Source organism: Streptomyces sp. P9-A4 (assembly GCF_036634195.1).
Lineage (GTDB): Bacteria > Actinomycetota > Actinomycetes > Streptomycetales > Streptomycetaceae > Streptomyces.
Genome location: NZ_JAZIFY010000001.1, coordinates 4,936,260 through 4,962,215 on the forward strand (window position 1 = coordinate 4,936,260; position 25,956 = coordinate 4,962,215).

General features: G+C 72.7%; 25 protein-coding genes and 1 tRNA gene. 15 read left to right on the forward strand and 11 right to left on the reverse strand.

The features are described from left to right. The first annotated feature begins 3 nt into the window (after positions 1–3). The 3 genes from V4Y03_RS22405 to V4Y03_RS22415 all read left to right on the forward strand — a co-directional run bounded on the left by V4Y03_RS22405 (position 4) and on the right by V4Y03_RS22415 (position 3,185). A complete protein-coding gene (locus V4Y03_RS22405) occupies positions 4–987 on the forward strand; it encodes an ABC transporter ATP-binding protein (RefSeq protein ID WP_317877741.1) in 984 nt (327 codons plus the stop codon). Continuing rightward, a complete protein-coding gene (locus tag V4Y03_RS22410; RefSeq protein WP_317877742.1) occupies positions 980–2,068 on the forward strand; it encodes an ABC transporter ATP-binding protein in 1,089 nt (362 codons plus the stop codon). The genes V4Y03_RS22405 and V4Y03_RS22410 overlap by 8 nt, the downstream gene beginning before the upstream one ends. Positions 2,069–2,246: 178 nt before the next feature. Further along, entirely contained in the window at positions 2,247–3,185 is a 939-nt protein-coding gene (locus V4Y03_RS22415) for a hypothetical protein (protein ID WP_332436092.1), read from the forward strand. Between the two features lies 1 nt (position 3,186). Here V4Y03_RS22415 and V4Y03_RS22420 read toward each other — a convergent pair whose 3' ends face one another. After that, entirely contained in the window at positions 3,187–5,409 is a 2,223-nt protein-coding gene (locus V4Y03_RS22420) for a S9 family peptidase (RefSeq protein ID WP_332436093.1), read from the reverse strand. Positions 5,410–5,591: 182 nt separating this feature from the next. Between V4Y03_RS22420 and V4Y03_RS22425 the strand changes: the two genes are divergently transcribed. From V4Y03_RS22425 to V4Y03_RS22440, 4 genes are all read left to right on the forward strand, one after another. After that, complete coding sequence (locus tag V4Y03_RS22425) at positions 5,592–5,786, forward strand: hypothetical protein (RefSeq protein ID WP_015035959.1); 195 nt, start codon at positions 5,592–5,594, stop codon at positions 5,784–5,786. 51 nt (positions 5,787–5,837) lie between these two features. After that, on the forward strand, positions 5,838–6,728 hold the full coding sequence (gene mshB, locus V4Y03_RS22430; protein ID WP_317875734.1) for an N-acetyl-1-D-myo-inositol-2-amino-2-deoxy-alpha-D-glucopyranoside deacetylase: 891 nt from the start codon (positions 5,838–5,840) through the stop codon (positions 6,726–6,728). Beyond that, positions 6,725–7,105, forward strand: a complete 381-nt coding sequence (locus V4Y03_RS22435) for a DUF6113 family protein (protein ID WP_332436094.1) — start codon at positions 6,725–6,727, stop codon at positions 7,103–7,105. The genes mshB and V4Y03_RS22435 overlap by 4 nt, the downstream gene beginning before the upstream one ends. Positions 7,106–7,280: 175 nt before the next feature. Continuing rightward, a complete protein-coding gene (locus tag V4Y03_RS22440; RefSeq protein WP_443079816.1) occupies positions 7,281–9,446 on the forward strand; it encodes a hypothetical protein in 2,166 nt (721 codons plus the stop codon). Between the two features lie 77 nt (positions 9,447–9,523). On the opposite strand, the gene V4Y03_RS22445 is transcribed toward V4Y03_RS22440, so the two are convergent. Then, entirely contained in the window at positions 9,524–9,922 is a 399-nt protein-coding gene (locus tag V4Y03_RS22445) for a hypothetical protein (protein WP_332436096.1), read from the reverse strand. 316 nt (positions 9,923–10,238) lie between these two features. On the opposite strand from V4Y03_RS22445, the gene V4Y03_RS22450 reads away from it, so the two are divergent. Next, positions 10,239–10,318, forward strand: a tRNA-Ala gene (locus tag V4Y03_RS22450). Between the two features lie 7 nt (positions 10,319–10,325). Here the strand turns inward: V4Y03_RS22450 and V4Y03_RS22455 are convergent. Together V4Y03_RS22455 and V4Y03_RS22460 are read right to left on the reverse strand one after the other, a co-directional pair. Continuing rightward, complete coding sequence (locus V4Y03_RS22455; RefSeq protein ID WP_332436097.1) at positions 10,326–11,189, reverse strand: transglutaminase-like domain-containing protein; 864 nt, start codon at positions 11,187–11,189, stop codon at positions 10,326–10,328. Between the two features lie 71 nt (positions 11,190–11,260). Next, positions 11,261–12,322 carry a GNAT family N-acetyltransferase gene (locus tag V4Y03_RS22460; RefSeq protein ID WP_332436098.1) on the reverse strand — a complete coding sequence of 354 codons (1,062 nt, stop codon included), beginning with the start codon at positions 12,320–12,322 and terminating at the stop codon, positions 11,261–11,263. 112 nt (positions 12,323–12,434) lie between these two features. Here V4Y03_RS22460 and fdxA point away from each other — a divergent pair, with 112 nt between their 5' ends. Continuing rightward, the gene (fdxA, locus tag V4Y03_RS22465; RefSeq protein WP_015035968.1) at positions 12,435–12,755 is read left to right on the forward strand and encodes a ferredoxin; all 321 of its coding nucleotides are present in this window, start codon (positions 12,435–12,437) and stop codon (positions 12,753–12,755) included. A 107-nt stretch (positions 12,756–12,862) separates the two neighbouring features. Further along, entirely contained in the window at positions 12,863–13,960 is a 1,098-nt protein-coding gene (locus V4Y03_RS22470; protein WP_332436099.1) for a bifunctional succinyldiaminopimelate transaminase/glutamate-prephenate aminotransferase, read from the forward strand. 197 nt (positions 13,961–14,157) lie between these two features. On the opposite strand, the gene V4Y03_RS22475 is transcribed toward V4Y03_RS22470, so the two are convergent. Together V4Y03_RS22475 and V4Y03_RS22480 are read right to left on the reverse strand one after the other, a co-directional pair. Next, positions 14,158–14,634, reverse strand: coding sequence for an ATP-binding protein (locus tag V4Y03_RS22475; protein WP_332436100.1), 477 nt, complete (start codon positions 14,632–14,634; stop codon positions 14,158–14,160). Positions 14,635–15,044: 410 nt separating this feature from the next. After that, positions 15,045–15,992: a hypothetical protein gene (locus V4Y03_RS22480; RefSeq protein ID WP_332436101.1), complete on the reverse strand. Its 948-nt coding sequence runs from the start codon at positions 15,990–15,992 to the stop codon at positions 15,045–15,047. A 29-nt stretch (positions 15,993–16,021) separates the two neighbouring features. Here V4Y03_RS22480 and dapE point away from each other — a divergent pair, with 29 nt between their 5' ends. After that, positions 16,022–17,116, forward strand: a complete 1,095-nt coding sequence (gene dapE / locus V4Y03_RS22485; protein ID WP_332436102.1) for a succinyl-diaminopimelate desuccinylase — start codon at positions 16,022–16,024, stop codon at positions 17,114–17,116. A gap of 119 nt (positions 17,117–17,235) precedes the next feature. Further along, entirely contained in the window at positions 17,236–17,985 is a 750-nt protein-coding gene (locus V4Y03_RS22490; protein WP_317878247.1) for a TIGR00730 family Rossman fold protein, read from the forward strand. 175 nt (positions 17,986–18,160) lie between these two features. On the opposite strand, the gene V4Y03_RS22495 is transcribed toward V4Y03_RS22490, so the two are convergent. Both V4Y03_RS22495 and folP read right to left on the reverse strand, forming a co-directional pair. Then, a complete protein-coding gene (locus tag V4Y03_RS22495; protein ID WP_443079817.1) occupies positions 18,161–20,452 on the reverse strand; it encodes a M9 family metallopeptidase in 2,292 nt (763 codons plus the stop codon). 501 nt (positions 20,453–20,953) lie between these two features. Beyond that, positions 20,954–21,814, reverse strand: a complete 861-nt coding sequence (folP, locus tag V4Y03_RS22500; RefSeq protein ID WP_317877493.1) for a dihydropteroate synthase — start codon at positions 21,812–21,814, stop codon at positions 20,954–20,956. A 103-nt stretch (positions 21,815–21,917) separates the two neighbouring features. Here folP and V4Y03_RS22505 point away from each other — a divergent pair, with 103 nt between their 5' ends. Together V4Y03_RS22505 and V4Y03_RS22510 are read left to right on the forward strand one after the other, a co-directional pair. Continuing rightward, the gene (locus tag V4Y03_RS22505; protein WP_332436103.1) at positions 21,918–22,241 is read left to right on the forward strand and encodes a hypothetical protein; all 324 of its coding nucleotides are present in this window, start codon (positions 21,918–21,920) and stop codon (positions 22,239–22,241) included. Continuing rightward, a complete protein-coding gene (locus tag V4Y03_RS22510) occupies positions 22,238–22,825 on the forward strand; it encodes a DNA-3-methyladenine glycosylase I (protein WP_317877495.1) in 588 nt (195 codons plus the stop codon). The genes V4Y03_RS22505 and V4Y03_RS22510 overlap by 4 nt, the downstream gene beginning before the upstream one ends. Before the next feature lie 28 nt (positions 22,826–22,853). Here the strand turns inward: V4Y03_RS22510 and V4Y03_RS22515 are convergent, their stop codons facing one another. Both V4Y03_RS22515 and V4Y03_RS22520 read right to left on the reverse strand, forming a co-directional pair. Then, the gene (locus tag V4Y03_RS22515; protein WP_332436104.1) at positions 22,854–23,708 is read right to left on the reverse strand and encodes an FG-GAP repeat domain-containing protein; all 855 of its coding nucleotides are present in this window, start codon (positions 23,706–23,708) and stop codon (positions 22,854–22,856) included. Positions 23,709–23,796: 88 nt separating this feature from the next. Further along, the gene (locus V4Y03_RS22520; protein ID WP_332436105.1) at positions 23,797–24,600 is read right to left on the reverse strand and encodes an enoyl-CoA hydratase/isomerase family protein; all 804 of its coding nucleotides are present in this window, start codon (positions 24,598–24,600) and stop codon (positions 23,797–23,799) included. A 312-nt stretch (positions 24,601–24,912) separates the two neighbouring features. Between V4Y03_RS22520 and V4Y03_RS22525 the strand changes: the two genes are divergently transcribed. Beyond that, a complete protein-coding gene (locus tag V4Y03_RS22525; protein WP_009997451.1) occupies positions 24,913–25,080 on the forward strand; it encodes a DUF3117 domain-containing protein in 168 nt (55 codons plus the stop codon). A 202-nt stretch (positions 25,081–25,282) separates the two neighbouring features. On the opposite strand, the gene V4Y03_RS22530 is transcribed toward V4Y03_RS22525, so the two are convergent. Next, positions 25,283–25,948 carry an O-methyltransferase gene (locus V4Y03_RS22530; RefSeq protein WP_317877499.1) on the reverse strand — a complete coding sequence of 222 codons (666 nt, stop codon included), beginning with the start codon at positions 25,946–25,948 and terminating at the stop codon, positions 25,283–25,285. Positions 25,949–25,956: the final 8 nt, after the last annotated feature.

Below are 25,956 nucleotides of genomic sequence, written 5' to 3' on the forward strand. Positions count from 1 at the left end.
CCCATGCTGCTCGAAGTGCGCGACCTGCACGTGGAGTTCCACACCCGGGAGGGGGTCGCCAAGGCGGTCAACGGCGTCGACTACTCCGTCGACGCGGGGGAGACCCTCGCCGTCCTCGGCGAGTCCGGCTCCGGCAAGTCCGTCACCGCCCAGGCCGTCATGGGCATCCTCGACATCCCCCCGGGAAAGATCACCCAGGGCGAGATCCTCTTCCAGGGCCAGGACCTCCTGAAGCTCAAGGAGGAGGAACGGCGCAGGATCCGCGGCGCCAAGATGGCGATGGTCTTCCAGGACGCGCTGTCCTCCCTCAACCCCGTCGTCAGCGTCGGCGACCAGCTCGGCGAGATGTTCCGGGTCCACAAGGGCATGTCCCGGAAGGACTCCAGGACCAAGGCCGTCGAGCTGATGGACCGGGTCCGCATCCCCGCCGCCAAGGAACGCGTCGGCCAGTACCCCCACCAGTTCTCCGGCGGCATGCGCCAGCGCATCATGATCGCGATGGCGCTCGCCCTCGAACCCGAACTGATCATCGCCGACGAGCCCACCACCGCCCTCGACGTCACCGTCCAGGCCCAGGTCATGGACCTCCTCGCCGAGCTCCAGCGCGAACTCAACATGGGCCTCATCCTCATCACCCACGACCTCGGCGTCGTCGCCGACGTCGCCGACAAGATCGCCGTGATGTACGCCGGCCGGATCGTCGAACGCGCCCCCGTCCACGAGATCTACAAGGCCCCCGCCCACCCCTACACCAAGGGCCTCCTCGAATCGATCCCGCGCCTGGACCAGAAGGGCCAGGAGCTGTACGCGATCAAGGGCCTGCCGCCCAACCTGCTGCACATCCCGCCCGGCTGCGCCTTCAACCCGCGCTGTCCGATGGCCCAGGACGTCTGCCGGACCGACGTGCCCCCGCTGTACGACGTGACCGAGTCCCCGGTGCCGCGCGCGAGCGCCTGCCACTTCTGGAAGGAGTGCCTCCATGGCTGATTCGGCAGAGGCCATCCTCGAAGTCCGGGACCTGCACAAGCACTACCCGCTCACCCAGGGCATCCTCTTCAAGAAGCAGGTCGGCGCCGTCAAGGCCGTCGACGGCGTCGACTTCGACCTCGTCGCCGGCGAGACCCTCGGCATCGTCGGCGAGTCCGGCTGCGGCAAGTCCACCGTCGCCAAGATGCTGGTCAACCTGGAACGGCCGACGTCCGGGACCATCCGCTACAAGGGCGACGACATCACCACCCTCTCGCCGCGCGCCCTGAAGGCCGTCCGCCGCAACATCCAGATGGTGTTCCAGGACCCGTACACCTCGCTCAACCCGCGCATGACCGTCGGCGACATCATCGGCGAGCCGTACGAGATCCACCCCGAGGTCGCCCCCAAGGGCTCCCGCCGCGCCAAGGTCCAGGACCTCCTGGACGTCGTCGGCCTCAACCCCGAGTACATCAACCGCTACCCGCACCAGTTCTCCGGCGGCCAGCGCCAGCGCATCGGCATCGCCCGCGGCCTCGCGCTCCAGCCCGAGATCATCGTCGCCGACGAGCCGGTCTCCGCGCTCGACGTCTCCGTCCAGGCCCAGGTCGTCAACCTCCTGGACCAGCTGCAGTCCGAGTTCTCCCTGTCGTACGTGTTCATCGCCCACGACCTGTCGATCGTGCGGCACATCTCCGACCGGGTCGGCGTCATGTACCTCGGACGGATCGTCGAGATCGGCAGCGACGCCCAGATCTACGACCACCCGACCCACCCCTACACCCAGGCGCTGCTGTCCGCCGTCCCCGTCCCCGACCCCGAGGCGCGCGCCCACCGCGAACGCATCATCCTCAGCGGCGACGTCCCCTCCCCGGCGAACATCCCCTCCGGCTGCCGCTTCCGCACCCGCTGCTGGAAGGCCCAGGAACGCTGCACCCTGGAAGTCCCGCTCCTCGCGGTCCCGGCGGTCTTCCGCCTCACCGACAGTCCGGCGAAGCACGACTCGGCCTGCCACTTCGCGGAGGAGAAGCAGGTGGTCCCCCCGGAGAACGGCACCCCGGAGCCCCCCGGGACCGGCACCGCGGACCCCGAATCGCCTTAACACGCGGGCAACCCGCCGGAATCGGATCCGATATACGGACACGCCAGACTGCGTGACGTACGGCCGTGCGGGTGCCGTCGGCCGGCCGGGACTCGACGAGCTCCCGGCCGGCCGCCCGCACCACCGGGTTCCGCGGAACCGCTTGTTTCGGCGAGTGGCGACCGTGAGTATCGGGACCGTGACTGTGACACGACCGGCACGTCTCACGGGCGCCGCGCTCTGCGCCGCGCTCACCCTCCTCACCGCCGTGTGGATCCTCAAGGACCTTGCCGCGCTCGGTTCACCCTCCGACCTCGCGTGGTACTGGGCGGGGGACCACCACTTCCTCCTCCGCGGACGGTCCGCCACCTCCCTGACCGACCCGGTGCTCCTCCTCGTCTCCGTCGCCACCGTCGTCGCAGCGCTCCGCTCGCGCCACGCGGCCTCCGCACTCGCCGCGACCGGCGCCGCCACCCTCGCCCTGCGCCTGCCCGGACTCTGGGCGCCCGGCAACGGAGCCCTCGTCACCGCGCTCCTCGCGCTCGCCCTCGCCGCCGGCCTCGTCGTCACCGCCGCCGTCGGCCGCCGCTCGGGCGCGGCCCCGTACGAACCACGCCCCACCCGACCCCGCACCGGCCCCGCCGTCGCCGCCGGAGTCCTCCTCGCCGTCGCCGCGCTCGTCGTGGTGCTGTGGGAGCTGTACTGGGCCACCGAATCCCACCTGGACATCACCGTCGACCGCCTCACCGGCGGACGCACCGTCATCAAGGCGGCCCTCGCGCCCCCGCCCGGCTGGCTGTCGCTGGTCCTCCTCGCCCTCTACGGCACCGCCGCCTTCTCCGCCTTCGCCCGCGCCCGCCACACCCGGGCCTTCGGACTGCTCGCCGGGGTGTTCCTCACCGCCGGCGGCCTCGCCGAGGTCGCGCGGGACACCCGCTACGAAGTCATCGGCCACTTCGGTGACCTCCCCACCACGGACCGGCTGAGCGTCCTCACCGCCTTCTTCGGACTGCTCGCCGGAGCCGCCGTCCTCGCCCTGCTCGCCGGGCGCGGCGCCCCCGCCGCCGCGCCCGCCCCCCACCCGGCGGGCGGGACGCCGCCCCCGGCCCCGCCCTACCCGCCGCCGCCCGGCTGGTGACTCAGCCCCGCTCCGCCCCCGCTCCGTCCGCCATCCCCAGGGACCGCTTCAGGAAGTCCACCTGGAGCAGCAGCAGGTTCTCCGCGACCTGCTCCTGCGGCGTCATGTGGGTGACCCCGGACAGCGGCAGCACCTCGTGCGGCCGGCCCGCCGCGAGCAGCGCGGAGGAGAGCCGCAGCGCGTGCGCGACCACCACGTTGTCGTCCGCGAGACCGTGGACGATCACCATCGGCCGCACCGGCACCTCCGGCCCCGAGAGACCGTCGTCCGTGACCAGCGACTGCGCCGCGTACACCTCCGGATCGTCCTGCGGGGTGCCGAGGTACCGCTCGGTGTAGTGGGTGTCGTACAGCCGCCAGTCCGTCACCGGCGCCCCGACGACCGCCGCGTGGAACACGTCCGGCCGCCGCAGCACCGCCCGCGCCGCCAGGTAACCGCCGTACGACCAGCCCCGGACCGCGACCCGCTCCAGGTCCAGCGGGAACCGCCCGGCGAGCCCCTGGAGGGCCGCCACCTGGTCGTCGAGCGTCGGCGAGAGGTCCCGCGCGATCGACTTCTCCCAGGCCGGCGAGCGCCCCGGCGTGCCCCGCCCGTCCGCCACGACCACCGCGAAGCCCTGGTCGGCGAACCACTGGGACGTCAGATGCGGGTTGTGCGCGGCGAGCACGCGCGGCCCGTGCGGACCGCCGTACGGATCCATCAGGACCGGCAGCGGCCCGTCCCCCTCCTCGTACCCCGAGGGCAGCAGCACCGCGCAGGGGATCCGCCGGGCACCCGCCTCCGTGAGCCGCACCCGGGCGGTGATCACCGGCTGCTGCGCGTACGAGGCCACCACCGCGACCTGCTCGCCGTCACGCAGCACCCGCGCCACGCTCCCCGGCGACTCCGGGCGCGCCGACACCAGGACGGTCACCGCCCCGGAGCGCACCGCCCCGTGCACCCCGACGCCCTCGGAGACCCGCTCGGCGCCCCGGCCGGTCACCCGGTACACATGCACCTCACCGGTCTCCGGCGCGACCGCCGCCGCACCCGCCGACGCGGACACCAGGACGTCGTCCTCGCCCACGTCGAGGACGGCACGGACGTGCAGGGCGGCATCGGTGAGCACCTCGTCGCCGACGGCCAGGACCCGGGCACCGTCCTTCCCCGCCCCGTTCTCGCCGGCCCCGTCCGTCCCGGGCACGTCCACCAGCCGTACGAGCCGCCCGTCCGGCGCCCACACCGGCACCCCCGGCAGCAGCTCCAGCCACACCGGGTCCCGCTCCGCCCGCACCGTCCTCGTCTCCCCGGACTCCGGGTCCACCGCCAGGAACACCTGCTCCCGCTGGTCCCGCGCCTGCACGAGCAGCAGCGGCGCCCCGGCCGCCGACCAGTGCACCCGGCCCAGGTACGGATACCGCTCCCGGTCCCACCGCACCTCCGTGCGGGCCCCGTCGAGACCCACCACGAACAGCCGGACGTCCGCGTTGGCCGTACCCGCCGCCGGATACGCCACCGGCTGCGGCTCCCGCTCCGGGTGCGCCGGGTCCGCGATCCACCAGCGCCGCACCGCACGGTCGTCCGCCCGCGCGACCAGCAGCCGGTCCGAGGCGGGTGACCACCAGAAACCTCGGTCCCGGGTCATCTCCTCCGAGGCGATGAATTCGGCCAATCCGTAGGAGACGTGTTCGTCCTCGGGAACGGCCAGTTCACGGTCGTCCGAACCGTCCGCGCCCACCACCCGCAGCGCGCCCTCCGTCACGTACGCCACGAACCGCCCGTCCGGCGAAGGACGGGGGTCGATCACCGGTCCCGGCACCGGCAGCTCCCGCGCCGTCCCGGCCCGCAGCTCCGCCGCGAACAGCCGCCCCGACAGGGCGAACGCCGCCAGCTCCACCGCCCCGTCGACCGCGTACCCCACCACACCGGCCGAGCCCTCCCGGCTCCGCTCCCGGCGCGCCCGCTCCTGCGGCGACAGCTCCTCCTCGGCGCCCGCGAGCAGCACCTCCGGGTCGGCCGCCACCCGCTCCGAGGGCGCGCCGCCGTCGCGGGGGAGGTCGAGGACCCAGAGCCGGTGCGAACGGTCGGTGCCCGAACCGGATCTGACGAACACCACGCGCTCCCCGTCGGGCGAGACGGAGAACGCCCGCGGAACACCCAGGGTGAACCGCTGGGTCCGGGCGTGCTGACGGGGGAAGGAAAGCCCGGCCGAGGGTGTGGCCGACTGCTGTCGAGACATGGTCATACGGCTGAAACTAGCGCTGTGCGCCCCCCTCGTGCCTCCGTCCGCCGATCGATGCGATGGCACGGATAGTTATGATCCGTAGCGCTAGGTGGGTATGTACCTCGCGTACGTACCCCGTTGGCACATGCTCGCTGCCCGAACCGCTCGAATATCCGACCGAAGAAGTGTGGAGGTGAACCGCCGTGGCACTCTCGATCTCCGTGGTGGTGCTGCTGGCGATCGTCGTCTTCCTTCTGATCCGGAAATCCGGGTTGAAGGCTGGACACGCGGCGGTCTGCGCGCTCCTGGGTTTCTATCTGGCCAGCTCGTCCATCGCTCCGTCCATCAGCACCCTCACGACGAACGTGGCGGGCATGATCGGCGGACTCAAGTTCTGAGCGCGCCCACGTCCTGACCCCTCTTCCGGCCGGACCTCGTAGGCTGGGGACATGTCCGATCTCCCCGCCCGCCGTCTGCTGCTCGTGCACGCGCATCCGGACGACGAGTCGATCAACAACGGCGCCACCATGGCCAGGTACGCGGCCGAGGGTGCCCTCGTCACCCTCGTCACCTGCACCCTCGGCGAGGAGGGCGAGGTCATCCCGCCCGGACTCGCCCACCTGGCCCCGGACCGCGAGGACCGGCTCGGCCCGCACCGCGTCGGCGAACTCGCCGCCGCGATGGCCGAGCTGGGCGTCACCGACCACCGCTTCCTCGGCGGCCCCGGCCGCTTCCGCGACTCCGGGATGATGGGCGCCGAGCAGAACAAGCGGGACAACGCGTTCTGGAACACGGCCGTCGACACCGCCGCCCCGTACCTCGTCGAGGTGATCAGGGAGACCCGCCCCCAGGTCCTGGTCACCTACGACCCCGACGGCGGCTACGGCCACCCGGACCACATCCAGGCCCACCGCGTCGCCACCCGCGCCGCCGAACTGGCCGCCGACCCCGCCTACCGCCCCGAGCTCGGACCGGCGCACACCATCGCCAAGATCTACTGGAACCGCGTTCCGCGCCCGGTCGCCGAGGCCGGCTTCGCCCGGCTGCGCGCCGAGGGCTCCGCCTTCCCCGCCGTCGCCGCGATCGACGACGTCCCCGGAGTCGTCGACGAGGACCGGATCACCACCGAGATCGACGCGGGCCCCGAGCACACCGCCCGCAAGAGCGCGGCGATGGCCGCGCACGCCACCCAAGTCGCGGTCGACGGTCCGTTCTTCGCCCTCTCCAACGACCTGGGCCAGCCGATCTTCACCACCGAGTACTACGAACTCGTCCAGGGCGCCCCCGGCGCCCCCGCCGGCACCCGCGAGACCGACCTCTTCGCGGGGGTGACCGCGTGAGCACCCCCACCTCCCCGGCGCTCCCGGGCTCCCGCACCGCCCGGCTCGTCTGGTACGCGGCCCTGGCCGTCCTCGGCGTCCTGGTCGGCACGGCCGGCGCCCTCGTCCAAGCCGCCTGGTTCCCCGGCGGCTTGCTCCTCGCCCTCCTCGCCACCGCCGCGCTCTTCTACGGAGGACTGCGCGCCACCGGCACCCAGGTCGGCGTCGTCGCGGGCGGAGCCGGCTGGCTCGTCGCCGTCGTCCTGCTCAGCATCGGACGCCCCGAGGGTGACGGGGTGTTCGGCGGCGGGGCCGGCGAGCTGCTCTTCCTCTTCGGCGGCATGGCGGCCGCTGTGATCTGCGCCACTCTGTCCCGGCTGCCGCGACCGACCCCTTGAGCAGCACGACTTGAGACCCGGGACGCCCTGACTTCGGCCGGATTGACCGTCGTACGTCACCCAGCGGTCGGGTATGTGTCGGCGGCGGCCAGTATGGTGGTGCGCGCCGCCGAACCGCCCGGGTTACACGAGCATCAGCAAGAGCGGGCGGTGGAGCCAACCGGGAGATCCTGCTTTGAGTCGTGAAACTGGTCGAGAGACTGACAGTTCGTCCTCCGGCGCCCAGGGGCGCGGTGGAGCCGCGTACCCGTCGGGTACACCGCCGTACGGATCCCGCCAGTATCCGTCGCTCCACCCCTCGCAGGACGCGCCGGAGGAGACCGCCGCCGCGCCCGCACCGCCGGAGGAGCCCAAGACCGAGACGACGCTGACGACCCGTATCCGGATCAACATCCCGGGTTCGCGTCCGATCCCGCCGGTCGTGGTCCGCAAGACGGTCAACGAGGCGCCCGCACCGGAGCCCGCTCCCGTCGCGGAACCGGAGCCGGAGCCCGAGCCGGTGGCGGCCCCCGAGCCGCCGCAGGCGGAGGAGGCCCCCAAGGCCAAGGAGACCAGCGACTGGTTCGCGCCCCGCAAGGCGGCGCCCCAGACCCCGGCCGCCGCCCCCGCGCCGTCCCAGGCCCCGAAGCCCTCGCCGGCCCCCCTCGGGCCGGAGCCTCAGGGCACGGGCTTCGCGGGCTCCGCGACCTCGGGCGTCCCCACGGTCGGCAACACACCGTCGAGCCGCCCGGTGACGTCCGCCCAGCAGGGCGCGGGCAACCCGCTGTACGACAGCGGGACACCGTCGGGCGGAACACCGATGTACACGGGCACGCCGGCGGGCGGGACTCCGATGTACGACGGGACCCCTGCGGGCGGCACCCCGAGGTACGAGGGCACGCCGGCCGGTGGGACGCCGATGTACGACGGGACGCCGGCGGGCGGCACGCCCGCGTACCCGGGTCAGGGCGCGGCGCCTACGGGCCCGACCACGGGCCCGGTCATGGGCACGGCGTCCATGGGCGGCCCGAGGGCGTTCCAGGGGCAGGGGCAGGGGCAGGGGCAGGGTCAGGGGCAGGGTCAGGGACCGCGTCAGGGGCAGGGGCCGGGCCAGGGCTCGCCCTTCCCCGGTCCCAACGGAGCCAACGCGGCCCACGGTGCTCCCGGCGGCGCTCCGCGCATGTCCGACGACACCGCGATCCTCACCCCGCAGGCACCGGCGCCGAACTCCGGTCCGGGCCCGCAGGGCGGCGGCAACGGTCATGTCTCGGGGGACACGCTCACCAGCGGCATCCCGGTGGTCCCGCCGAAGGCGGCCCGGCCGAACCTCACCCCGCGCATCGAGGACAGGGCGACCCCCGCCCCGGCCCCGGCGCCGCGCCCCGCTCCGGCGGCCGGCCGTGCGCCGGCGAAGAAGGGCCGCTCCAAGCTGGTCATGGCCGCGGTGGGAGTCGTGGGCCTCGCGGGTGTCGCGTACGGCGCGGGTCTGCTCCTCAACCACTCCGACGTTCCCAAGGGGACCACGGTCCTCGGTGTGGACATCGGTGGCGGTACGAAGGAGGAGGCCGTCAACAAGCTGGACACGGCCCTGGGCAAGCGCGCCCACGCGCCGCTCCAGCTCGGCATCGGCGGCACCAAGGTCCAGCTGGCCCCGGACAAGGCGGGCCTGGCGCTCGACAGCCAGGAGACGGTGAGGGCCGCGGCGGGCAGTGACTACAACCCGGTCTCGGTGATCGGGTCGCTGTTCGGCGGGGAGCGGGTCGCGAAGCCGGTCTTCCCGGTCGACGAGGAGAAGCTCGCGGTCGCGCTGAGGGACCTGGCGGGCACGTCGGCGTCGGGGACCGAGGCGACGATCGTGTTCGCCCCGGACAAGGTCACGCCGGTCGAGGGCAAGCCGGGCAAGGGCCTGGACATCCAGCGCTCGATGATCTCGGTGAGGGACGCGTTCCGCGCCCAGGTGGAGACGGGCCAGAACAAGGTGGTGGAGCTGCCGGTCACGACGAGGCAGCCGAGCATCACCAAGGCGGAGCTGGACCGGGCGATGAGGGAGTTCGCCCAGCCGGCGATGTCGGGCCGAATCACGATCAAGGCGGGCGGTCGGCAGATCGACTTCGGCCCGACGCGGTCGCTGCCGCAGATCCTCTCGATGAAGGCCATCGACGGCCGCCTGGTGGAGGTCTACGACAAGAAGGCCATCGAGCGACTGCTCGACGGGGCCTTCGACGGCATCATGATCACCAAGGGCGACGGCACCAAGCACCAGGTGTCCGCCGACGACGTGGCCTTCGTGATGCGGGACGCCCTGATGGGCAAGACGAGGGCGGAACGCACGAAGACGATCGACCTGAGCGGCGAGGGCTGACGCCCCGGCGAGGCCACTGGCCCCGAGCCGAGTACCTGAACCCCCGCCCGACGACGTCGGGCGGGGGTTCAGGGGTTCTACGGGCCGGCTCTTCGAGGGCCTCGGGGCGGACCGGACGGACTCCCGGGGGGTGTCGTGCCTGAGGGCGGGGCGTCGTGCAGCCAGGTGGTGTACCAGGTGCGGAAGTCGGGGTGGGCCGGGACGAAGCCGCCCCAGCCCGGGTCGAGCCGCCAGACCTCGCCCGCTCGGGGACCGGTCAGGACCAGTCGGATGTACAGGCCGCACCCTTCATCGGCCAGCATGAGCGTGCCGGGAACCAACTCCTCGGCCGTGCGTACGCCGATCGCACCGGGCAGAGGTTCGGTGAGGGCGAACGGCGCGGCGAGCCGTCCCGGCAGCCGGTCCTCTTCCCACTCGCCGTCCACGGCCCAGGGGTCGTCCTCGTCGGCTTCGGGGCGGGGGGCGGTCAAGGGCATCAGGCCGTGGGCGGGACCGGCGGGGCCGTTGCCGACCTCCGCGACGAACGCACGGTAGTCCGGGGGAGTCGGATGCCGTGCCGCTGCTCGAATGCGGTGATCGCGGCTTCGGGCAGGGCGGGCGTCAGCTCGTACCGATGCGTGGGTGCCCCTGAGCGCGTCCACCCGGGGTCGAGCACCGCCAACTCCCGCACCCGAGCACGCACCGCACCCCCGTCCCAGTCACTCACCCGACGACCGTACGCCACGAACCCGAACGCCCCGGAGCCAAAAACCCTCGCGCCCCACCCGCCCGCCGACTACCTTGAACCCCAAGGGCGGGGTCGTAGCACAGAGGTAATGCGCCGCGATGGCATCTCGGAGGACGCCGGTTCGAATCCGGTCGCCCCGCCCCCACTTCTCTTCAGTTCAGGCGTGCCCGTGCCGCCTGGGCCCGGCGGCGGATCGTCGTCGCCGACTCCGGGTCCACCGCGTCCATGATCTGCGCGTACGCCTCCATCTCCGCCGCCCCCGTGAGGAAATCCCCGCGCTGGACCAGCAGCTCGGCGCGCTCGTAGCGCAGCCTGGCCGGGTGCGAGGGGAGCAGCAGGGAGAGTTCCACCGCCCACAGCGCCACGTCGGAGCGTTCGGGGCGCGGGGCCGCCCAGGCGCGGATGTTGTTCAGGACCCGGAGCACGATCGCGCCCGGTTCGGCGGGCCGCAGCATGGAGCGGTCGAGCGCCTCGCCCGTCGCGCTCGTCACCAGGAGCTCGGCGTCCGTTCCGGTCATGGCGCGGCCTCCCGCGAAGGGGTCGGCGAGGTTCAGGTCGGCCGGGTCGCCGAAGCCGACGACGAAGTGGCCGGGCAGCCCGAGTCCGTACACCGGGGCGCCGGCCCGCCGTGCGACCTCCATCCAGACGACGGAGAGCAGGATCGGCAGGCCCCGGCGGCGCCGGAGCACCTCGTGCAGCAGGGAGGACTCCAGGCGCTGGTAGTCGGCGGGCACGCCGACGAAGCCCTCGCGGTGACCGAGGAGACCGGCGAGCGAGCCCGTCCAGTCGCCGGTGAGGCGGGTGGAGTGGGGGACGAGTCCGGCGAGGCGGTCGAGTTCGATCTCGGCCTCGTCCAGGGTGTGGCGGCTGACGGTGGGGTCGGCCACGGCGCCGATCAGCAGGCAGAGCCGGGCGAGGTCGGGCCGCTCGGACCGCGCCTCCTCGGCGAACTCCCGCCGCCAGTCGGGAGCGCCGCCCGACCCGTCGGCCGACCGGCCCTCCGGACCACCGGCCACTCCGTATCCCGGTCCCGCTCCCTCTCCCGCTCCGTCCCCCAGTCCGTCTTCCCCTGGTGGTACGTCCTCCGTCACGCCTCCGCCCATCGGTAGTGGTGGTAGTGGTGGTGGGGCGCGAAGCCCATGCCGTCGTACAGCGCCAGCGCCCCGTCGTTGTCCGCCTCCACCTGGAGCCAGGCCGCCGACGCGCCCTCGTCGAGGGCCTTTCGGGCCAGCGCCGTCATGACCGCACTCGCCAGGCCCCGGCGCCGCTGGGCCGGGTCGACCTCGACGGCCATGAAACCCGCCCAGCGCCCGTCGACGACGCACCGCCCGATCGCCGCCGGCGCCTCGTCCGGCTCGCCACCCGACGACTCGCCCGACACCTCACCCGTCATCTCACTCCTCACCCCTCCCGTGCCCGCCACGGACGCGAACCACACACTCGGGCCGGAGGTGAGCACCGTTCGTACCGCCGGGCTCGGTTCGCCGGAGCGCTGGTAGCGCCGCAGCCACGCCTCGTCGACGGTGCGGGAGAGGCGTACGGCGGAGATGTCGGCGTCCAGGTCGCCGATCGGGGCCAGCGCCCCGATCCGTACCTCGGCGGAGACCTCGCGCCGCCACCCGTGCCCTTCGAGCACCGCGCAGAGCAGCTCCTGCGTGCCCTCGGCGCCCGTGGCGGCCTGGACGTACGCGGGGAGCTTCCTGGCCTCGTACCAGGCGCGTACGCGGGTCAGGGCGTCCCCGAGCGGCAGCCCCGGATCGCCGAGCGGCAGCGCGGAGTTGGCGCGGCGGGTGAATCCGTCGGCGGCCCGCAGGGTCCACTCGCCGAGCGCCTCGCTCTCGACCGGCTGCCACGCGCGCGCGGTGGCCCGCGCCAGCTCGGGGAAGGTGGCCGAGGGGCCCCGGCGGCGGGCCGGCGCGGCCGGGACGACCTTCCCCGCGACGAGCGCGGATTCCGTGATCCGGACGCTCTCGCCGCTCCTTCGTGTGATCAGCAGCACAGAGTTGTCCCATGATGTGAGAACTCCGACCGCGTCGGTGAACATTCCGCCCGCCGAGGGCGACTCCGTCACGTACCGAACGGAGACACGTTTTCCCACGTCAGCGCCAGTGATTCGGACTTCAAGGCGCCCTCCGCCGGTGAATTCCACAGCTTCTCCGCCCCTCCTGTTCGGATCGCCCCCAAGAACGGAGATACTAGAGGCGGGCATCGACGACGCCGCGCTCCCGCGCAGACCAGCCCTATCGAGGAGGAACGACAGCGTGACCTACGTCATCGCGCAGCCTTGTGTCGACGTGAAGGACAAGGCGTGCATCGAGGAGTGCCCCGTCGACTGCATCTACGAGGGCAAGCGGTCCTTGTACATCCACCCGGACGAATGCGTCGACTGCGGGGCCTGTGAGCCGGTCTGCCCGGTCGAGGCGATCTTCTACGAGGACGACACCCCGGAGGAGTGGAAGGACTACTACAAGGCGAACGTCGAGTTCTTCGACGAGCTCGGTTCGCCCGGTGGTGCCTCCAAGCTCGGCGAGATCGAGCGCGACCACCCCTTCATCGCCGCCCTGCCGCCGCAGAACGGCTGATCGACCGCACCAGGTCGTATCCGGTCCCGTACGGCGTCGCCCGCCGTACGGGGCCGAGGCGTTTTCCGACGCCTCCCCGAGTACGTACAGGAAGTGAGAGCCAACCCGTGAGCGCAGTCTCTTCGCGCCTGCCCGTCTTCCCGTGGGACAAGCTGGAGCCGTACAAGAAGACGGCCCTGGCGCACCCGGACGGCATCGTGGACCTGTCGGTCGGCACGCCCGTCGACCCGGTCCCCGCCCTGATCCAGGAGGCCCTGGTCGCGGCGGCGGACTCGCCGGGCTATCCCACGGTGTGGGGGACGAAGGAGCTGCGCGACGCGCTCACCGGCTGGTGCGAGCGGCGTCTGGGCGCGGTGGGCTTCGTCCACGAGAACGTGCTGCCGGTGGTGGGCTCCAAGGAGCTGGTGGCATGGCTGCCGACGCAGCTGGGTCTCGGCGCGGGCGACCAGGTCGCCTACCCGCGGCTCGCGTACCCGACGTACGAGGTGGGAGCGCGGCTCTGCGGCGCGGAGCCCGTCGTCTACGACGACCCCGCCACCGACCTCGACCCCGCCGCGGTCAAGCTGCTCTGGCTCAACTCCCCGTCCAACCCGACCGGCAAGGTCCTCTCCAAGGACGAGCTGACCCGGATCGTGGCGTGGGCGCGCGAGCACGGGATCCTGATCTTCTCCGACGAGTGCTACCTGGAGCTGGGCTGGGAGGCCGACCCGGTCTCCGTCCTGCACCCGGACGTCTGCGGCGGTTCGTACGAGGGCATCGTCGCCGTCCACTCGCTCTCCAAGCGCTCCAACCTGGCCGGCTACCGGGCCGCGTTCGTCGCGGGTGACGCGGCCGTGCTGGGCGAGCTGCTCCAGATCCGCAAGCACGGCGGCATGATGACCGCGGCGCCCGTGCAGGCGGCGACGGTGGCGGCGCTCGGCGACGACGCGCACGTGGCCGAGCAGCGCGAGCGGTACGCGGCCCGGCGGGCGGCGCTGCGGGCGGCCCTGGAGGCGCACGGCTTCCGTATCGAGCACAGCGAGGCGAGCCTGTACCTGTGGGCGACCCGGGACGAGCCGTGCTGGGAGACCGTCGCCCACCTGGCGGAGAAGGGCGTCCTGGTGGCTCCGGGCGACTTCTACGGCGAGGCGGGGGAGCGGTTCGTGCGGGTCGCGTTCACGGCGACGGACGAGCGGGTCGCGGCGGCGGTGAAGCGGCTCGGCTGAGCGCGCACCGGCTGGACACGCACCGGCTGGACACGCACCGGCTGGACACGCGCCGGTCGAGTACGCACCGGCTGAGCGCGCATCGGCTGAGCGCGCATCGGCTGAGCGCGCATCGGCTGAGCGCGCATCGGCCGAGCGTGTACGGGTGAGGGCCCGGGGAGCAGGTGCTCCCCGGGCCCTCGTGCGTTCCCGCGGGGTCAGCCGCCGATCGGCAGGCCGCCCAGCGGCGCGGCGCCGAGCGCCTGGCCGGTGGGCAGGTTGCCGAGGCCGCCGCCCAGGGCGCCGCCGGTCGGGCCCTCGGCGCTCTCGGCGGCGGCGCCGGCGGTCTTGCCGACGACCTCGCCCGCGCTGCCGGCCGTCTCGCCGGCCACCTTCTGGGCGGCCGGGGTGGCGGTCCTGCCCGCCGCGCCGACGGTCTTGCCGGCGGCGGGGACGGCCGTGCCGACGGCCTTGCTGCCGGTGGCACCGACGACGCCGGTGGCGGTCTGCGAGGCGGAGTCGACGGCGGTGCCGGCGCCGGCGGCGTCCAGGGCGGTGAGGCCGCCCAGGGCACCGGTCGGCGCGAGACTGTGGTCCAGGGCGCTCGCGGAGCCGGCCGCACCGACCACGGGGGCTGCTCCGGCCGCGATGATGAGGGCGGCGCGGGCGATCCGACGGGTCAGGGGGAGGGACATGGTGCTCCTTCGACGAGGTGCGAGGTGTTGTGCGGACGCAGTGACAACCGGCCCTGGGGCGGGGGAGGTTGCGGCGATCGAAGGCAAAGAGTTGGTAATGCGTCGTATTGTCGGGTGGGGAGGAAGACGGACGAACGTGTCATTGCGCGGGCGCCTGGCGAACCGTCACTTCCCTTGCGCAGCAAGGGGATGGGGCGGGTGGGGCGCATGGTGGGAGAAGCGGCTCGAAAGCGTGGTGAATTTCTCCGGGCGCGGACCGGGCGCATGACACGCGAGGGTGAACGACCGTACGAACGCTCGGCTCCCACCGCACGGATGATCGGTCGTGGCGAGGGGCCACGGACCCTCCGGCGGCACGGAAACCCCGCGACCGGGCGGAGCCGTAGCACTACGGAAGCCCCGCGCGATCCCTACTGCGCGAGCCGCATCCTGACCGTCGCCCCGTCCGTCGCCCGCGCGCCCGAAGCCTTCGACCAGCCGCCGCGCGCCTCGCCCGCGCGCCACACCCGGTCCTCGAAGGTGACCTCCGCGATGCGCAGCGTCTCCGCCCGCGCCACCGCCCACTGCGCCAGCTCCCAGCCGCGCCGCTCGTCCGCCCCGGCCCCGGGGGCCGCGCCCGAGCCCCGGGCCGCGCGCACCGGCACCGTCAGCACCGGCGGTTCCGAGGCCGAGCGGCCCGCGGTCGGTCCGCCCGTGACCGCCTTCGGCGCCGCCTGCTCGCCGAAGGCGCGTACCAGCTCGTCGCGGACCAGCTCCGGATCGCCGGGCAGCCCCTCCGCGTCGCTCGTCGTACAGGACAGGGCCGCCGGGGACCGGCCGGTGAGCGCCGCCGACAGAAGGGTGGCGTCCGGCTCGTGCTTCGCGTACGCCTGCGGGAAGCCGCTCTTCTGCACCTTCTGCGCCGCCACCGTCAGCGGCAGCCGCGAGTAGCCGGGGACCTTCTCCAGGCCCTGGTAGAACTTCCCCGCCGCGTACACCGGGTCCATGATCTGCTCCGGCGTCCCCCAGCCCATCGAGGGCCGCTGCTGGAACAGGCCGAGCGAGTCCCGGTCGCCGTGCTCGATGTTCCGCAGCCCCGACTCCTGGAGCGCCGTCGCGAGGGCGATCGTGACCGCCCGCTCGGGGAGCCCCCGGGTGGTGCCGACGGCCGCGATCGTCGCCGCGTTGGACGCCTGCTCCGGAGTGAACTCGTACCGGTTGTCCCCGGTGCCCACAGTGCACCGGGGCGTGCCTTTGCTCCCCGTCACCTGGTGGAAGACCACATAGGAGGCGAGGCCGAGGAGCGCGACGAAAGCAGCCGCTGAACGGGCGAGGCGGCCGCGACGGGCGGGGCGGGTGGGCTCGGACACGGGGCCCACCGTACTGGAGGCCGGGTTAGGGTCGGCACATGGCTGACATCACTCCGTTCGACGCCCGGCTCGACCTCTCGCAGGACGGTGCCGCGCTCACCGCCGCCCTCGTCGACTTCCCGTCCGTCAGCGGGACCGAGCAGCCACTCGCGGACGCCATCGAGCAGGCCCTGCGCGCCCTGCCGCACCTCACCGTCGACCGTTACGGCAACAACGTCGTCGCCCGCACGAGCCTCGGCCGCGGCGAGCGCGTCGTCCTGGCCGGCCACATCGACACCGTGCCGATCGCCGACAACGTGCCCTCGCGGCTCGACGAGGACGGCATCCTCTGGGGCTGCGGCACCTCCGACATGAAGTCCGGGGTCGCCGTGCAGCTGCGGATCGCCGCCACCGTCCCCGAGCCCAACCGGGACCTCACCTTCGTCTTCTACGACAACGAGGAGGTCGCCGCCGACCTCAACGGCCTCGGGAAGATCGCCGCCGCGCACCCCGACTGGCTGGAAGGCGACTTCGCGGTCCTCCTGGAGCCCTCCGACGCCCAGGTCGAGGGCGGCTGCCAGGGCACTCTGCGGGTCATCCTGCACACCGCCGGCGAGCGCGCCCACTCCGCGCGGTCCTGGATGGGCTCGAACGCCATCCACACCGCCGCCCCGATCCTCGCCCGCCTCGCCTCGTACGAGCCGCGCAAGCCGGTCATCGACGGCCTGGAGTACCACGAGGGCCTCAACGCCGTGGCGATCCAGGGCGGGGTCGCCACCAACGTCATCCCCGACGCCTGCACGGTCACGGTGAACTACCGGTACGCCCCGGACCGCTCCCCGGCGGAGGCCCTGGCGCACGTCCGCGAGGTCTTCGCCGACTGCGACATCGCCGAGCTGGTCGTCGACGACGAGAGCCCCGGCGCCCTGCCCGGCCTCTCGCACCCGGCGGCCGAGGCCTTCATGAAGGCGGTCGGCGGCAGCGCCCAGCCCAAGTTCGGCTGGACGGACGTCTCCCGTTTCAGCGCGCTGGGCGTGCCGGCCGTCAACTACGGGCCCGGCGACCCGATCTACGCGCACAAGCGGGACGAGCACGTCCCCGTCGACCGGATCCACCACTGCGAGGCACGGCTCCGCGACTGGCTGACCGCCTGACTTCTCTCCTCCTGACTTCCGTAATTTCGCGTTTCGTCACCTCTGTCGTCCTACCCTGGCCGGACCAGAAGATCAGTTGGCGGTCGCAGTGGGCCGCCGATCGGCGGAGGGAGCAGGCCATGGGCATTCCCGAGGGAATGGCGAAGCCCGAGGAGCAGCGACTCGGTCCGGTGCTCAGGCGGCGGGACCAGGTCCAGTCGGGCACGACGGACCAGCGGCTGCTCGACACCGAGGGCGACTCGGAGTGGGTGCACACCGACCCCTGGCGGGTCATGCGCATCCAGTCCGAGTTCGTCGAGGGCTTCGGAGCCCTCGCCGAACTGCCGAGCGCGATCAGCGTCTTCGGCTCGGCCCGTACGAAGGCGGACTCGCCGGAGTACGAGGCGGGTGTACGGATCGGGCGGGCGCTCGTCGAGGCCGGCTTCGCGGTCATCACGGGCGGCGGCCCGGGCGCCATGGAGGCGGCCAACAAGGGGGCCAGGGAGGCCAAGGGCGTCTCGGTCGGCCTCGGCATCGAGCTGCCCTTCGAGCAGGGGCTCAACCAGCACGTCGACATCGGCGTGAACTTCCGCTACTTCTTCGTCCGCAAGACGATGTTCGTGAAGTACGCGCAGGGCTTCGTGGTCCTGCCCGGCGGTCTCGGCACCCTCGACGAACTGTTCGAGGCGCTGACCCTGGTGCAGACCCGCAAGGTCACCCGCTTCCCGATCGTCCTGTTCGGGACGGAGTACTGGAAGGGGCTCGTCGACTGGCTGCGCGACTCGGTCGTCGCGGGCGGCAAGGCCTCCGAGCGCGATCTGCTGCTCTTCCACGTCACGGACGACGTGGAGGAGGCGGTCAGGCTCGTGACCAAGGAGGTCGGCCGCTAGGGCCTGTCGTCACACTCCCGTCGTCGCCCGAAGGGCGGCCCCGCGGCGTGCGGGAGTGTGACGACAGGTCCTAGGACGCGGGCGGCGGAACGCGGGCCGCCCCGCCCCCGTGCGGTACGGGGGCGGGGCGGCCTTTCACGGTCCGGGGTCGGTGACCCGGGGCAGTGCGGTGGGGTCAGTACTCGAGGGAGACGCTCGCCCCCGTGAAGCCCTCCTTGGCGTACAGGCTGATGTAGACGTACCCGGCGGGCGGGTTGTTCACGGTCAGGGTCTCGACGCTGCCGGTCTTGACGGAGCTGCCGGTGAAGCTGCCCGTGGTGGCCCAGCTGGACGCGTTGTAGTACAGGTCGGCGTTGCCGTTGGCACCGGTGGTGGTGATCTTCAGCTGCTGGACGCCGGCCGGCAGGTACACGTAGTGGTACGCGTAGTTGCCGGTGGTCGCGGCCTCGTTGCTGCGGGCGCAGTTCTGGCCCAGCTGGCGGACGTCGGCGCCGGAGCACTCGGGCAGGGTCGGACCGGGGCCCGGGTCCGGGGTGGTGGCGCAGGCACCGGCGGCGCAGCTGGTCAGCCAGGCGTCGAAGTCGGCGTCGTAGCGGTTGCCGATGGTGTCCTTGAGGATGGTGCGGGCGCCGTTCCAGTCACCCGCGCGGTACTTGGCGAGCACGGAGTCCATGTCGGAGCGGTGCTTCTCCAGCATGTAGCGGACGGCGAGGTAGCCCCAGCGGTAGGTGCGCTCGGTGTTGGTGTTCTCGTAGGTGGTGTCGAAGAGGGTGCTCAGCGAGTAGGTGTGGCGCCCGGCCGCGGCGATCGCCCCGTCGTAGGGCAGCTTCCGGTAGGAGTAGGAGACGTACTCGGCGAAGCCCTCGATCCACCAGATGGTCGGGGTGGACACTCCGGCGGTGAAGTCGCCGTACATGTTGAAGCGGCCGTCGAGGTAGTGCGTGTACTCGTGGTTCAGGTTCCACACCTGGAAGTCGGGACGCACGCGGGTGTCCTCGTAGGCGAGGAACCGGGGCTGGTTGCCCGCGACGGCGGGGTTGCCCTCCAGGTACATGCCACCGTTGTTGGTGTCGATGCCGTAGATGGCGGCGGCGAACACCTGGTAGTCGAAGCTGGTGTCGAAGACCACGACCTCGATGGTGGTGTTGAGGTCGTCGGCGACGGCGCCCCGGTCACGGGCCACCGAGTGGAAGTACGCGTCCTGCTTCATGAGGCTGTCGCAGGCGGAGGCCAGGTTCTCGGGGGTCACCTGCTGGGCCAGCACCTTGATGGAGGGGCTGCACGTGTGGCTGATGGTGAGGATGCCGGCGCGCAGCCGGGCGACGGAGTCCGCGGTGCCGTAGTCGGCGGCGTGCGAGGAGTCGTACGCCTCGACCATCTCGGCGACGGCGGCCCACAGGTAGGCGAGCCGACCGCTCGGGGCGCTCTGGTCCGCGAGCTGCCGCAGGAGCGGCTTGATCTTGGCCTGGAGTTCCGGGTACTTGAGGAAGCGGCCGAGCTCGCGGGTGCCGTTGTACGGCAGGTAGGCGAAGTCGCCGCCGAAGAGCGCGGTGTTCCGGGAGACGAAGCCGTAGACGCTGTCGAGCAGGCTCGGGTCGGCCTGGACGGCGGCGAGGAAGCCGTCCGTCTGGTGGCCGCGGAAGAGCACGGTGAAGACGTTGTTGACGGCGCCCGGCATGCCCGCGACGGAGTTGTAGGTGCTCGCGTCGTAGCCGTCGAGGAGGCGCTTGACGACCGGGAGGTAGCGGACGTTCTCCTGGGCGCTGTCGATCAGGGTGACGGTCTCGCCGAGGGTGCCCGCGTTGGCGGTGGTGACGTCGCGCGAGTGGCTGTTGGCGAAGAAGCCGTCGAGCGCGCCGCGGATCGCGGTCTGCAGGTTCGGGCCGTAGGTGCCGACGTCGGTCGGGTGGTACCACTGGACGTAGTAGCCGGCGCGGAGGAACAGCACCAGCTGGTAGGTCGAGGTGCTGTTGTCGCCGGGGTACGCGGTGGCGTTGTCGCGCAGCGCGTTGGCGACGGTCACCATCTGGGCCTCGCGGAAGGCGCCGTTGGCGTCCCCGCCCGTGATGGTGAACAGCTGGTTGACGCAGCCCGCCTCCGAGGCCTTGATCTGCTCGACCAGGGCGCCGCCGGTGCGGCTGGTGAAGTCGCTGACGTTGCAGGCGGCGGCGGTCAGGGCCCGCGAGGTGGAGAGCTTGGCCGTCGCGGCGGGGCTGGTGGCCGGCAGGAACGGGGTCCGCTGGGCGGCGGGGATCGCCCCGAACCCCCGGTCGGCCTCGCGGGTCTGGGGGGAGGGGTCCGGCGCGGGCTGCGGCGCGGCCTGCGTGGCGCGGGGCGCGGCGGGGGCCGGGCTGGGGGTGGCGGCCTGGCTCATCGGGGCGAGCATTCCGAGGGCCAGACAGGACGTCACGGTGGCGGTCAGAAGCCGTACGCGGTACGGCAGTCCGGTTATCCGGGCGGATTTCAACTAGGCCTCCAGGCCTTGTGCGGCCGTGTGGGTGGCACGGTCGGCACAGTGGGGGATCGATTGACAGCGCTCCGTCAAAGCGGGGGGAGCGGAGGTACAATTTCACACGTCACATGGCCGAGGGAAGAGGTGCGACAGAACCCGCCTCGGCCGGGCGCCCCAAGGGGGCGGGGGCATGAAAACGCCGCACCCGGTCCCTCGCAGATGGGACCGGGTGCGGCGTAACCGGAAGGCGGACGCGGCTCGCGGGGAATTGGATGCGGCCCGACCGGGCGGAGGCGCGGCCCACGGGGAGGTGGACACGGCCTGAACGTGAGGTGAGCGCGACCTGTGGGGCGGGGGTGCGGGGCGGGGGCGGGGGCCCGCGCCCGCGGCTACGGGACGGCTGCGCCGGGACCGCGCCGGACGGGGCCATGAGCGCCCGTGCCGGGCGGGGCTACGGCGCCCGTGCCGGGCGGCGCTGCGTCCGCCCGCCTCATGACTACCCGGGCGGAGAGGCGCCTACGCCAGCCCGCGCCTGGCCACCGCCGGCGGGCGGTGTCCCGCGATGGACGCCACCATGTCGAGGACCTGCTTCGTCTCCGCGACCTCGTGCACCCGGTAGACCTGGGCGCCCAGCCACGCCGAGACGGCCGTGGTGGCGAGCGTCCCGAGTACCCGCTCCTTCACCGGCCGGTCCAGCGTCTCCCCGACGAAGTCCTTGTTCGACAGGGACACCAGCACCGGCCACCCCGTCTCGGCCATCTCCCCGAGCCGCCGCGTCGCCTCCAGGCTGTGCCGGGTGTTCTTCCCGAAGTCATGGCCCGGGTCGATCATGATCGCGTCCCGGCGCACCCCCAGCGAGGCCGCGCGCTCCGCGAGCCCCACCGTCACGCGCAGGATGTCCGCCATCACGTCCTCGTACGCGACCCGGTGCGGCCGGGTCCGCGGCTCGGCGCCGCCCGCGTGCGTGCACACCAGCCCCGCGCCGTACTTCGCGGCCACCTCGGCGAGCCCGGGATCCACCCCGCCCCACGCGTCGTTCAGCACGTCCGCCCCGGCCTCGCAGACCGCCGCGCCGACGTCCGCCCGCCAGGTGTCCACGCTGATCACGACATCGGGGTGGCGCCGGCGTACCTCGGCGACGAAACCGACCGTGCGCCGCGCCTCCTCCTCGGCCGTCACCTCCTCGCCGGGGCCCGCCTTCACCCCGCCGATGTCGATGATCGCGGCACCCTCGGCCACCGCCCGCTCGACCCGGGCGAGCGCCGGCTCGTCGCGGAAGGTCGCGCCCTGGTCGTAGAAGGAGTCCGGGGTCCGGTTCACGATCGCCATGATCACCGGCTCGTGCGGCCCGAATTCACGCCGTCCCAAGCGCAGCATCCCTTTTGTCCTCCCTCGTGTCCGTTCGCCTGCGACCCTAGCCGTCGGTGGCACGTGGCACGATCGGCACGGGACGATTTCCACTCAGGGGAGAGGCGCGCAGGTGTTCTGGTTTCTGCTCATCACGATGGTCGTGGTCGTGGCCGCGGTGACCCTGGCCGTGGTCGGCGGCGGCGAGGGCGAGGTGCTGCCCGAGGTGGCGCCCGAGCAGCTCGTCGACCCCCTCCCGGCCAGCCGCCCGGTCGACCGCGCCGACGTCGAGGCGCTCCGCCTCCCCGTCGGGCTCCGCGGCTACCGGATGGCGGACGTCGACGACGTCCTGGTCCGCCTCGGCACCGAACTGGCCGAGCGGGACTCCCGGATCGCCGAGCTGGAGGAGGCGCTCGCGGGCGCGTCCGCCGGTGACGCGGACGGCGAGGGGGCATGACGGCCGGCGGGGCGGTCCCGGGCCCGGACGGGCGGCTCCGCTGCCCCTGGGGCCTGTCGACCGAGGACTACGTGGCGTACCACGACGAGGAGTGGGGCCGCCCGGTCCACGGCGACGACGCGCTCTTCGAGCGGCTCTGTCTGGAGGCCTTCCAGTCGGGCCTGTCGTGGATCACGATCCTGCGCCGCCGCGAGGGGTTCCGCACCGCCTTCGAGGGCTTCCGGATCGCCTCGGTCGCCGAGTTCGGGGACGCGGACCGCGAACGGCTCCTCGTGGACGAGGGCATCATCCGCAACCGCGCCAAGATCGACGCGACCCTGGCCAACGCGAAGCTGCTCGCCGGCTGGTCCCCGGGCGAACTCGACACGCTGATCTGGTCGTACGCCCCCGATCCGGAGGCCCGCCCCGCCCCGCGTACGGTCTCCGACGTGCCGGCGGTCACCGACGAGTCCACGGCCCTCTCGAAGGCCCTCAAGAAGCGCGGGCTCCGCTTCATCGGCCCGACGACGGCCTACGCCCTGATGCAGGCCTGCGGGCTGGTGGACGACCACGTGGCGGACTGCGTGGCCCGGGGCGGACGGTAGCCCGCCCCGGGCCCGTGGTCCCGTCGGATCAGAAGACGTGGACGCGTTCGGCGGAGTCCCAGCCCATGTCGGCCTGCGGGCCGGCGAGGCCGCCGCGGCCGTTGCCGGCGTAGATGTAGAGCTGGTTCCAGTCGATCGGCCGCATCAGGTCCGACGCGCCGTCGCCCGTCACGTCGCCGACGGAGAACACCGGGGCGTCCGAAGGCCAGGCGTACGGCAGTCTGACCCGGGCGCCGAACGTGCCACGGCCGGTGCCCGGGTAGAGCCAGAGGGCGCGCGAGCCGTCCCGGGCGACCAGGTCGGACCTGCCGTCGCCGGTCATGTCGCCGGGTGCCACGAGCCGGTTCATGGCGTTCCAGCCGCCGCCGACCTTCTTGCGGGCGCCGAACCAGCCCCGGCCGTTGCCCGGGTACGTCCACAGGACGCCGGCGGTGTCCCGGGCGACCAGGTCACGGCGGCCGTCACCGGTGATGTCCCCGACCGCGTCGAACTCCCTCATCGTGTTCCAGCCGCCGCCGATCTTGACGCGGGGCTTGAACCAGCCCTTGCCGTTGCCCGGGTAGAGCCACAGCACGCCGGCCCGGTCGCGGGCGTAGACGTCCTCGCAGCCGTCGCCGTCGTAGTCGCCGTGCCGGACGAGCTGGGTCATGCCGTTCCAGCCGCCGCCGACCAGGAGGCCCTTGGCGTTCCAGTCGGCGTCGCGGAAACCGCCGAGGAACCAGAGACGACCGTCCGCGGTGCGTTCGAGGAGGTCGGCGACGCCGTCGTTGTTGAGGTCGCCGAACCTGGACTCGGCCGGGAGAGCGGCCGGGCGCGGGGTGTCGCTGGAGACCCAGTCCATCCACGCGCGCCCGTTCTCGACCTCCCACTGGGTGTTCGCCACGCACGGAACCCCCCAGGTACGTGCGTACGAATGGTGAGCGGATCTTATAGACACGCCCACCACCCGTACGAACGGGTTCCCGCCGGGCTCAGCGGCCCAGGTACGTGGGCTTCTCCTTGGCGACGAAGGCGCGGACCGCGATCGTGTGGTCCTCGGAGGCGCCCGCCCGGGTCTGGAGCTCCTCCTCCTTCTCCAGCGCCTCGGTGAGCGAGTGGCCGGCGCCGAAGGCGAGGGACTCCTTCAGGGCCGCGTACGCCACCGTCGGGCCCGCCGCCAGCTTCCGGGCCACCTTCTCGGCCTCGGCGGCGAGGTCGGCGGCCGGGACCAGGCGGTTCGCGATGCCCAGTTCGTACGCCTCCTGCGCGCTGATCGTGCGCGGGAAGAGCAGCAGGTCGGACGCCCGGCTCGCGCCGATCAGCCGGGGCAGCGTCCAGGACACGCCCGAGTCGGCGGTGAGCGCCACGCCCGCGAACGCGGTGTTGAACGAGGCGGTCTCCGCGACCACCCGGAAGTCCGCCGCGAGCGCGAAGCCGAAGCCGGCCCCCGCCGCGACGCCGTTCACGCCCGCCACCACCGGCTTCGCCATGCCCGCGAGGGCCGTGGTGATCGGGTTGTAGTGGTCGCGGACCGTGTTCATGGTCTCGCTGGTGCCGGACTCCTGGTCCGCCATGAGCAGCCCCACGTGCTCCTTGAGGTCCTGGCCGACGCAGAACGCCCGGTCGCCGGCCGCGGTGAGCAGCACCGCCCGTACGGCGGGGTCCGTCGCGGCGGTCTCCACCGCGTCCCGGAGGGCCACCTTGGTCGCCACGTTCATGGCGTTCATGGCCTCGGGGCGGTTGAGCGTGATGGTGGCGAGTCCGTCGCTCACCTCGTACAGAACCGTGTCGGCCATCGTGATCCCTTCGCCTCTTCGCGTGGTTGACCAGCCCAGCATGGCGGACATCACCCGCACCGCCCATGTGAGGTGCGTCAAAGATTTGGAGGCTCCCGGCGGACGCCGAGCGGCGAAGTATCGCAGGCGGACCGCCGAAATGTGGGGTTTTGCGGGAGCGCGTTGCGGAAGCGATGCCAATCGATGTTGGTCATCGGGTCCTGCCATGCGGGATAATGACCTGGAAGCAATGTGTTCGAAGCCGGTGACGCGTGCTCCACATCATGGAGCTGCCCGGCTGACAAAGAGCTGGTTTCAGGAAGGGGAACAAGCATGGCGGCCATGAAGCCGCGGACGGGTGACGGCCCGCTCGAGGTGACCAAGGAGGGGCGGGGCATCGTCATGCGCGTTCCGCTCGAAGGCGGCGGTCGGCTTGTCGTCGAGCTGACCCCGGACGAGGCCGAGGCGCTGGGCGACGCCCTGAAGAAGGTCGTCGGCTGACCCGAATCTCCTCGACATCCTGACCACTGCCCCGGTACGGCCTGCCCGTACCGGGGCAGTGGTGTGCCCGGGGGCGGGGGGCTCGGGTGAGGGCGCGCGGGGAACTTCGGTGGGGTCCACGGGGCCACGGGGGCCGGGAAGTCCGGTGCTACGGGGCCACGGGGGCCGGAAGGTCCGGTGCTACGGGGGTTCCGCGGGCGTCTCAGCCCCGGCGGACCGCGCAGAGCAGGCCGTCGCCGACCGGCAGCAGGGAGGGGACGAGCTCGTGGCTCTCGCGCACCGCGCGGAGCAGTTCGCGGATCCGCTGGACCTCGGGCGGCTGGGCCGCCGAGTCGACCGTGCGGCCGTCCGCGAAGACGCCCTCGAAGCAGACCAGACCTCCCGGTCGCAGCAGGCGCAACGATTCAGCGAGGTAGTCCAGGTACTCCAGCCGGTCGCCGTCGCAGAACACGAGGTCGTAGCCGCCGTCCGCGAGCCGGGGCAGTACGTCCAGGGCGCGGCCGGGGATGAAGCGGGCCCGGTTGCCGGCGAAGCCCGCCGCCCGGAACGCCGTCTTGGCGAGCTGCTGCCGCTCCGGCTGGAGGTCCACCGTGGTCAGGACGCCGTCCGGCCGCATCCCGAGCAGCAGATAGATGCCCGACACGCCCGTGCCGGTTCCGATCTCGGCCACCGCCTTGGCGTCCGCCGTCGCGGCGAGCAGGCGCAGCGCGCCGCCGGTACCGGGGGACACCGAGGGCAGCCCTGCCTCCCTGGCCCGCTCCCGGGCCCAGCGCAGAGCGTCGTCCTCGGCGACAAAGGCGTCGGCGAACGACCAGCTCGTCTGCCGGTTGGCGGTAATGGCCCTCTCCTGTCCCCGTAGTTGACGCAACGGTGACT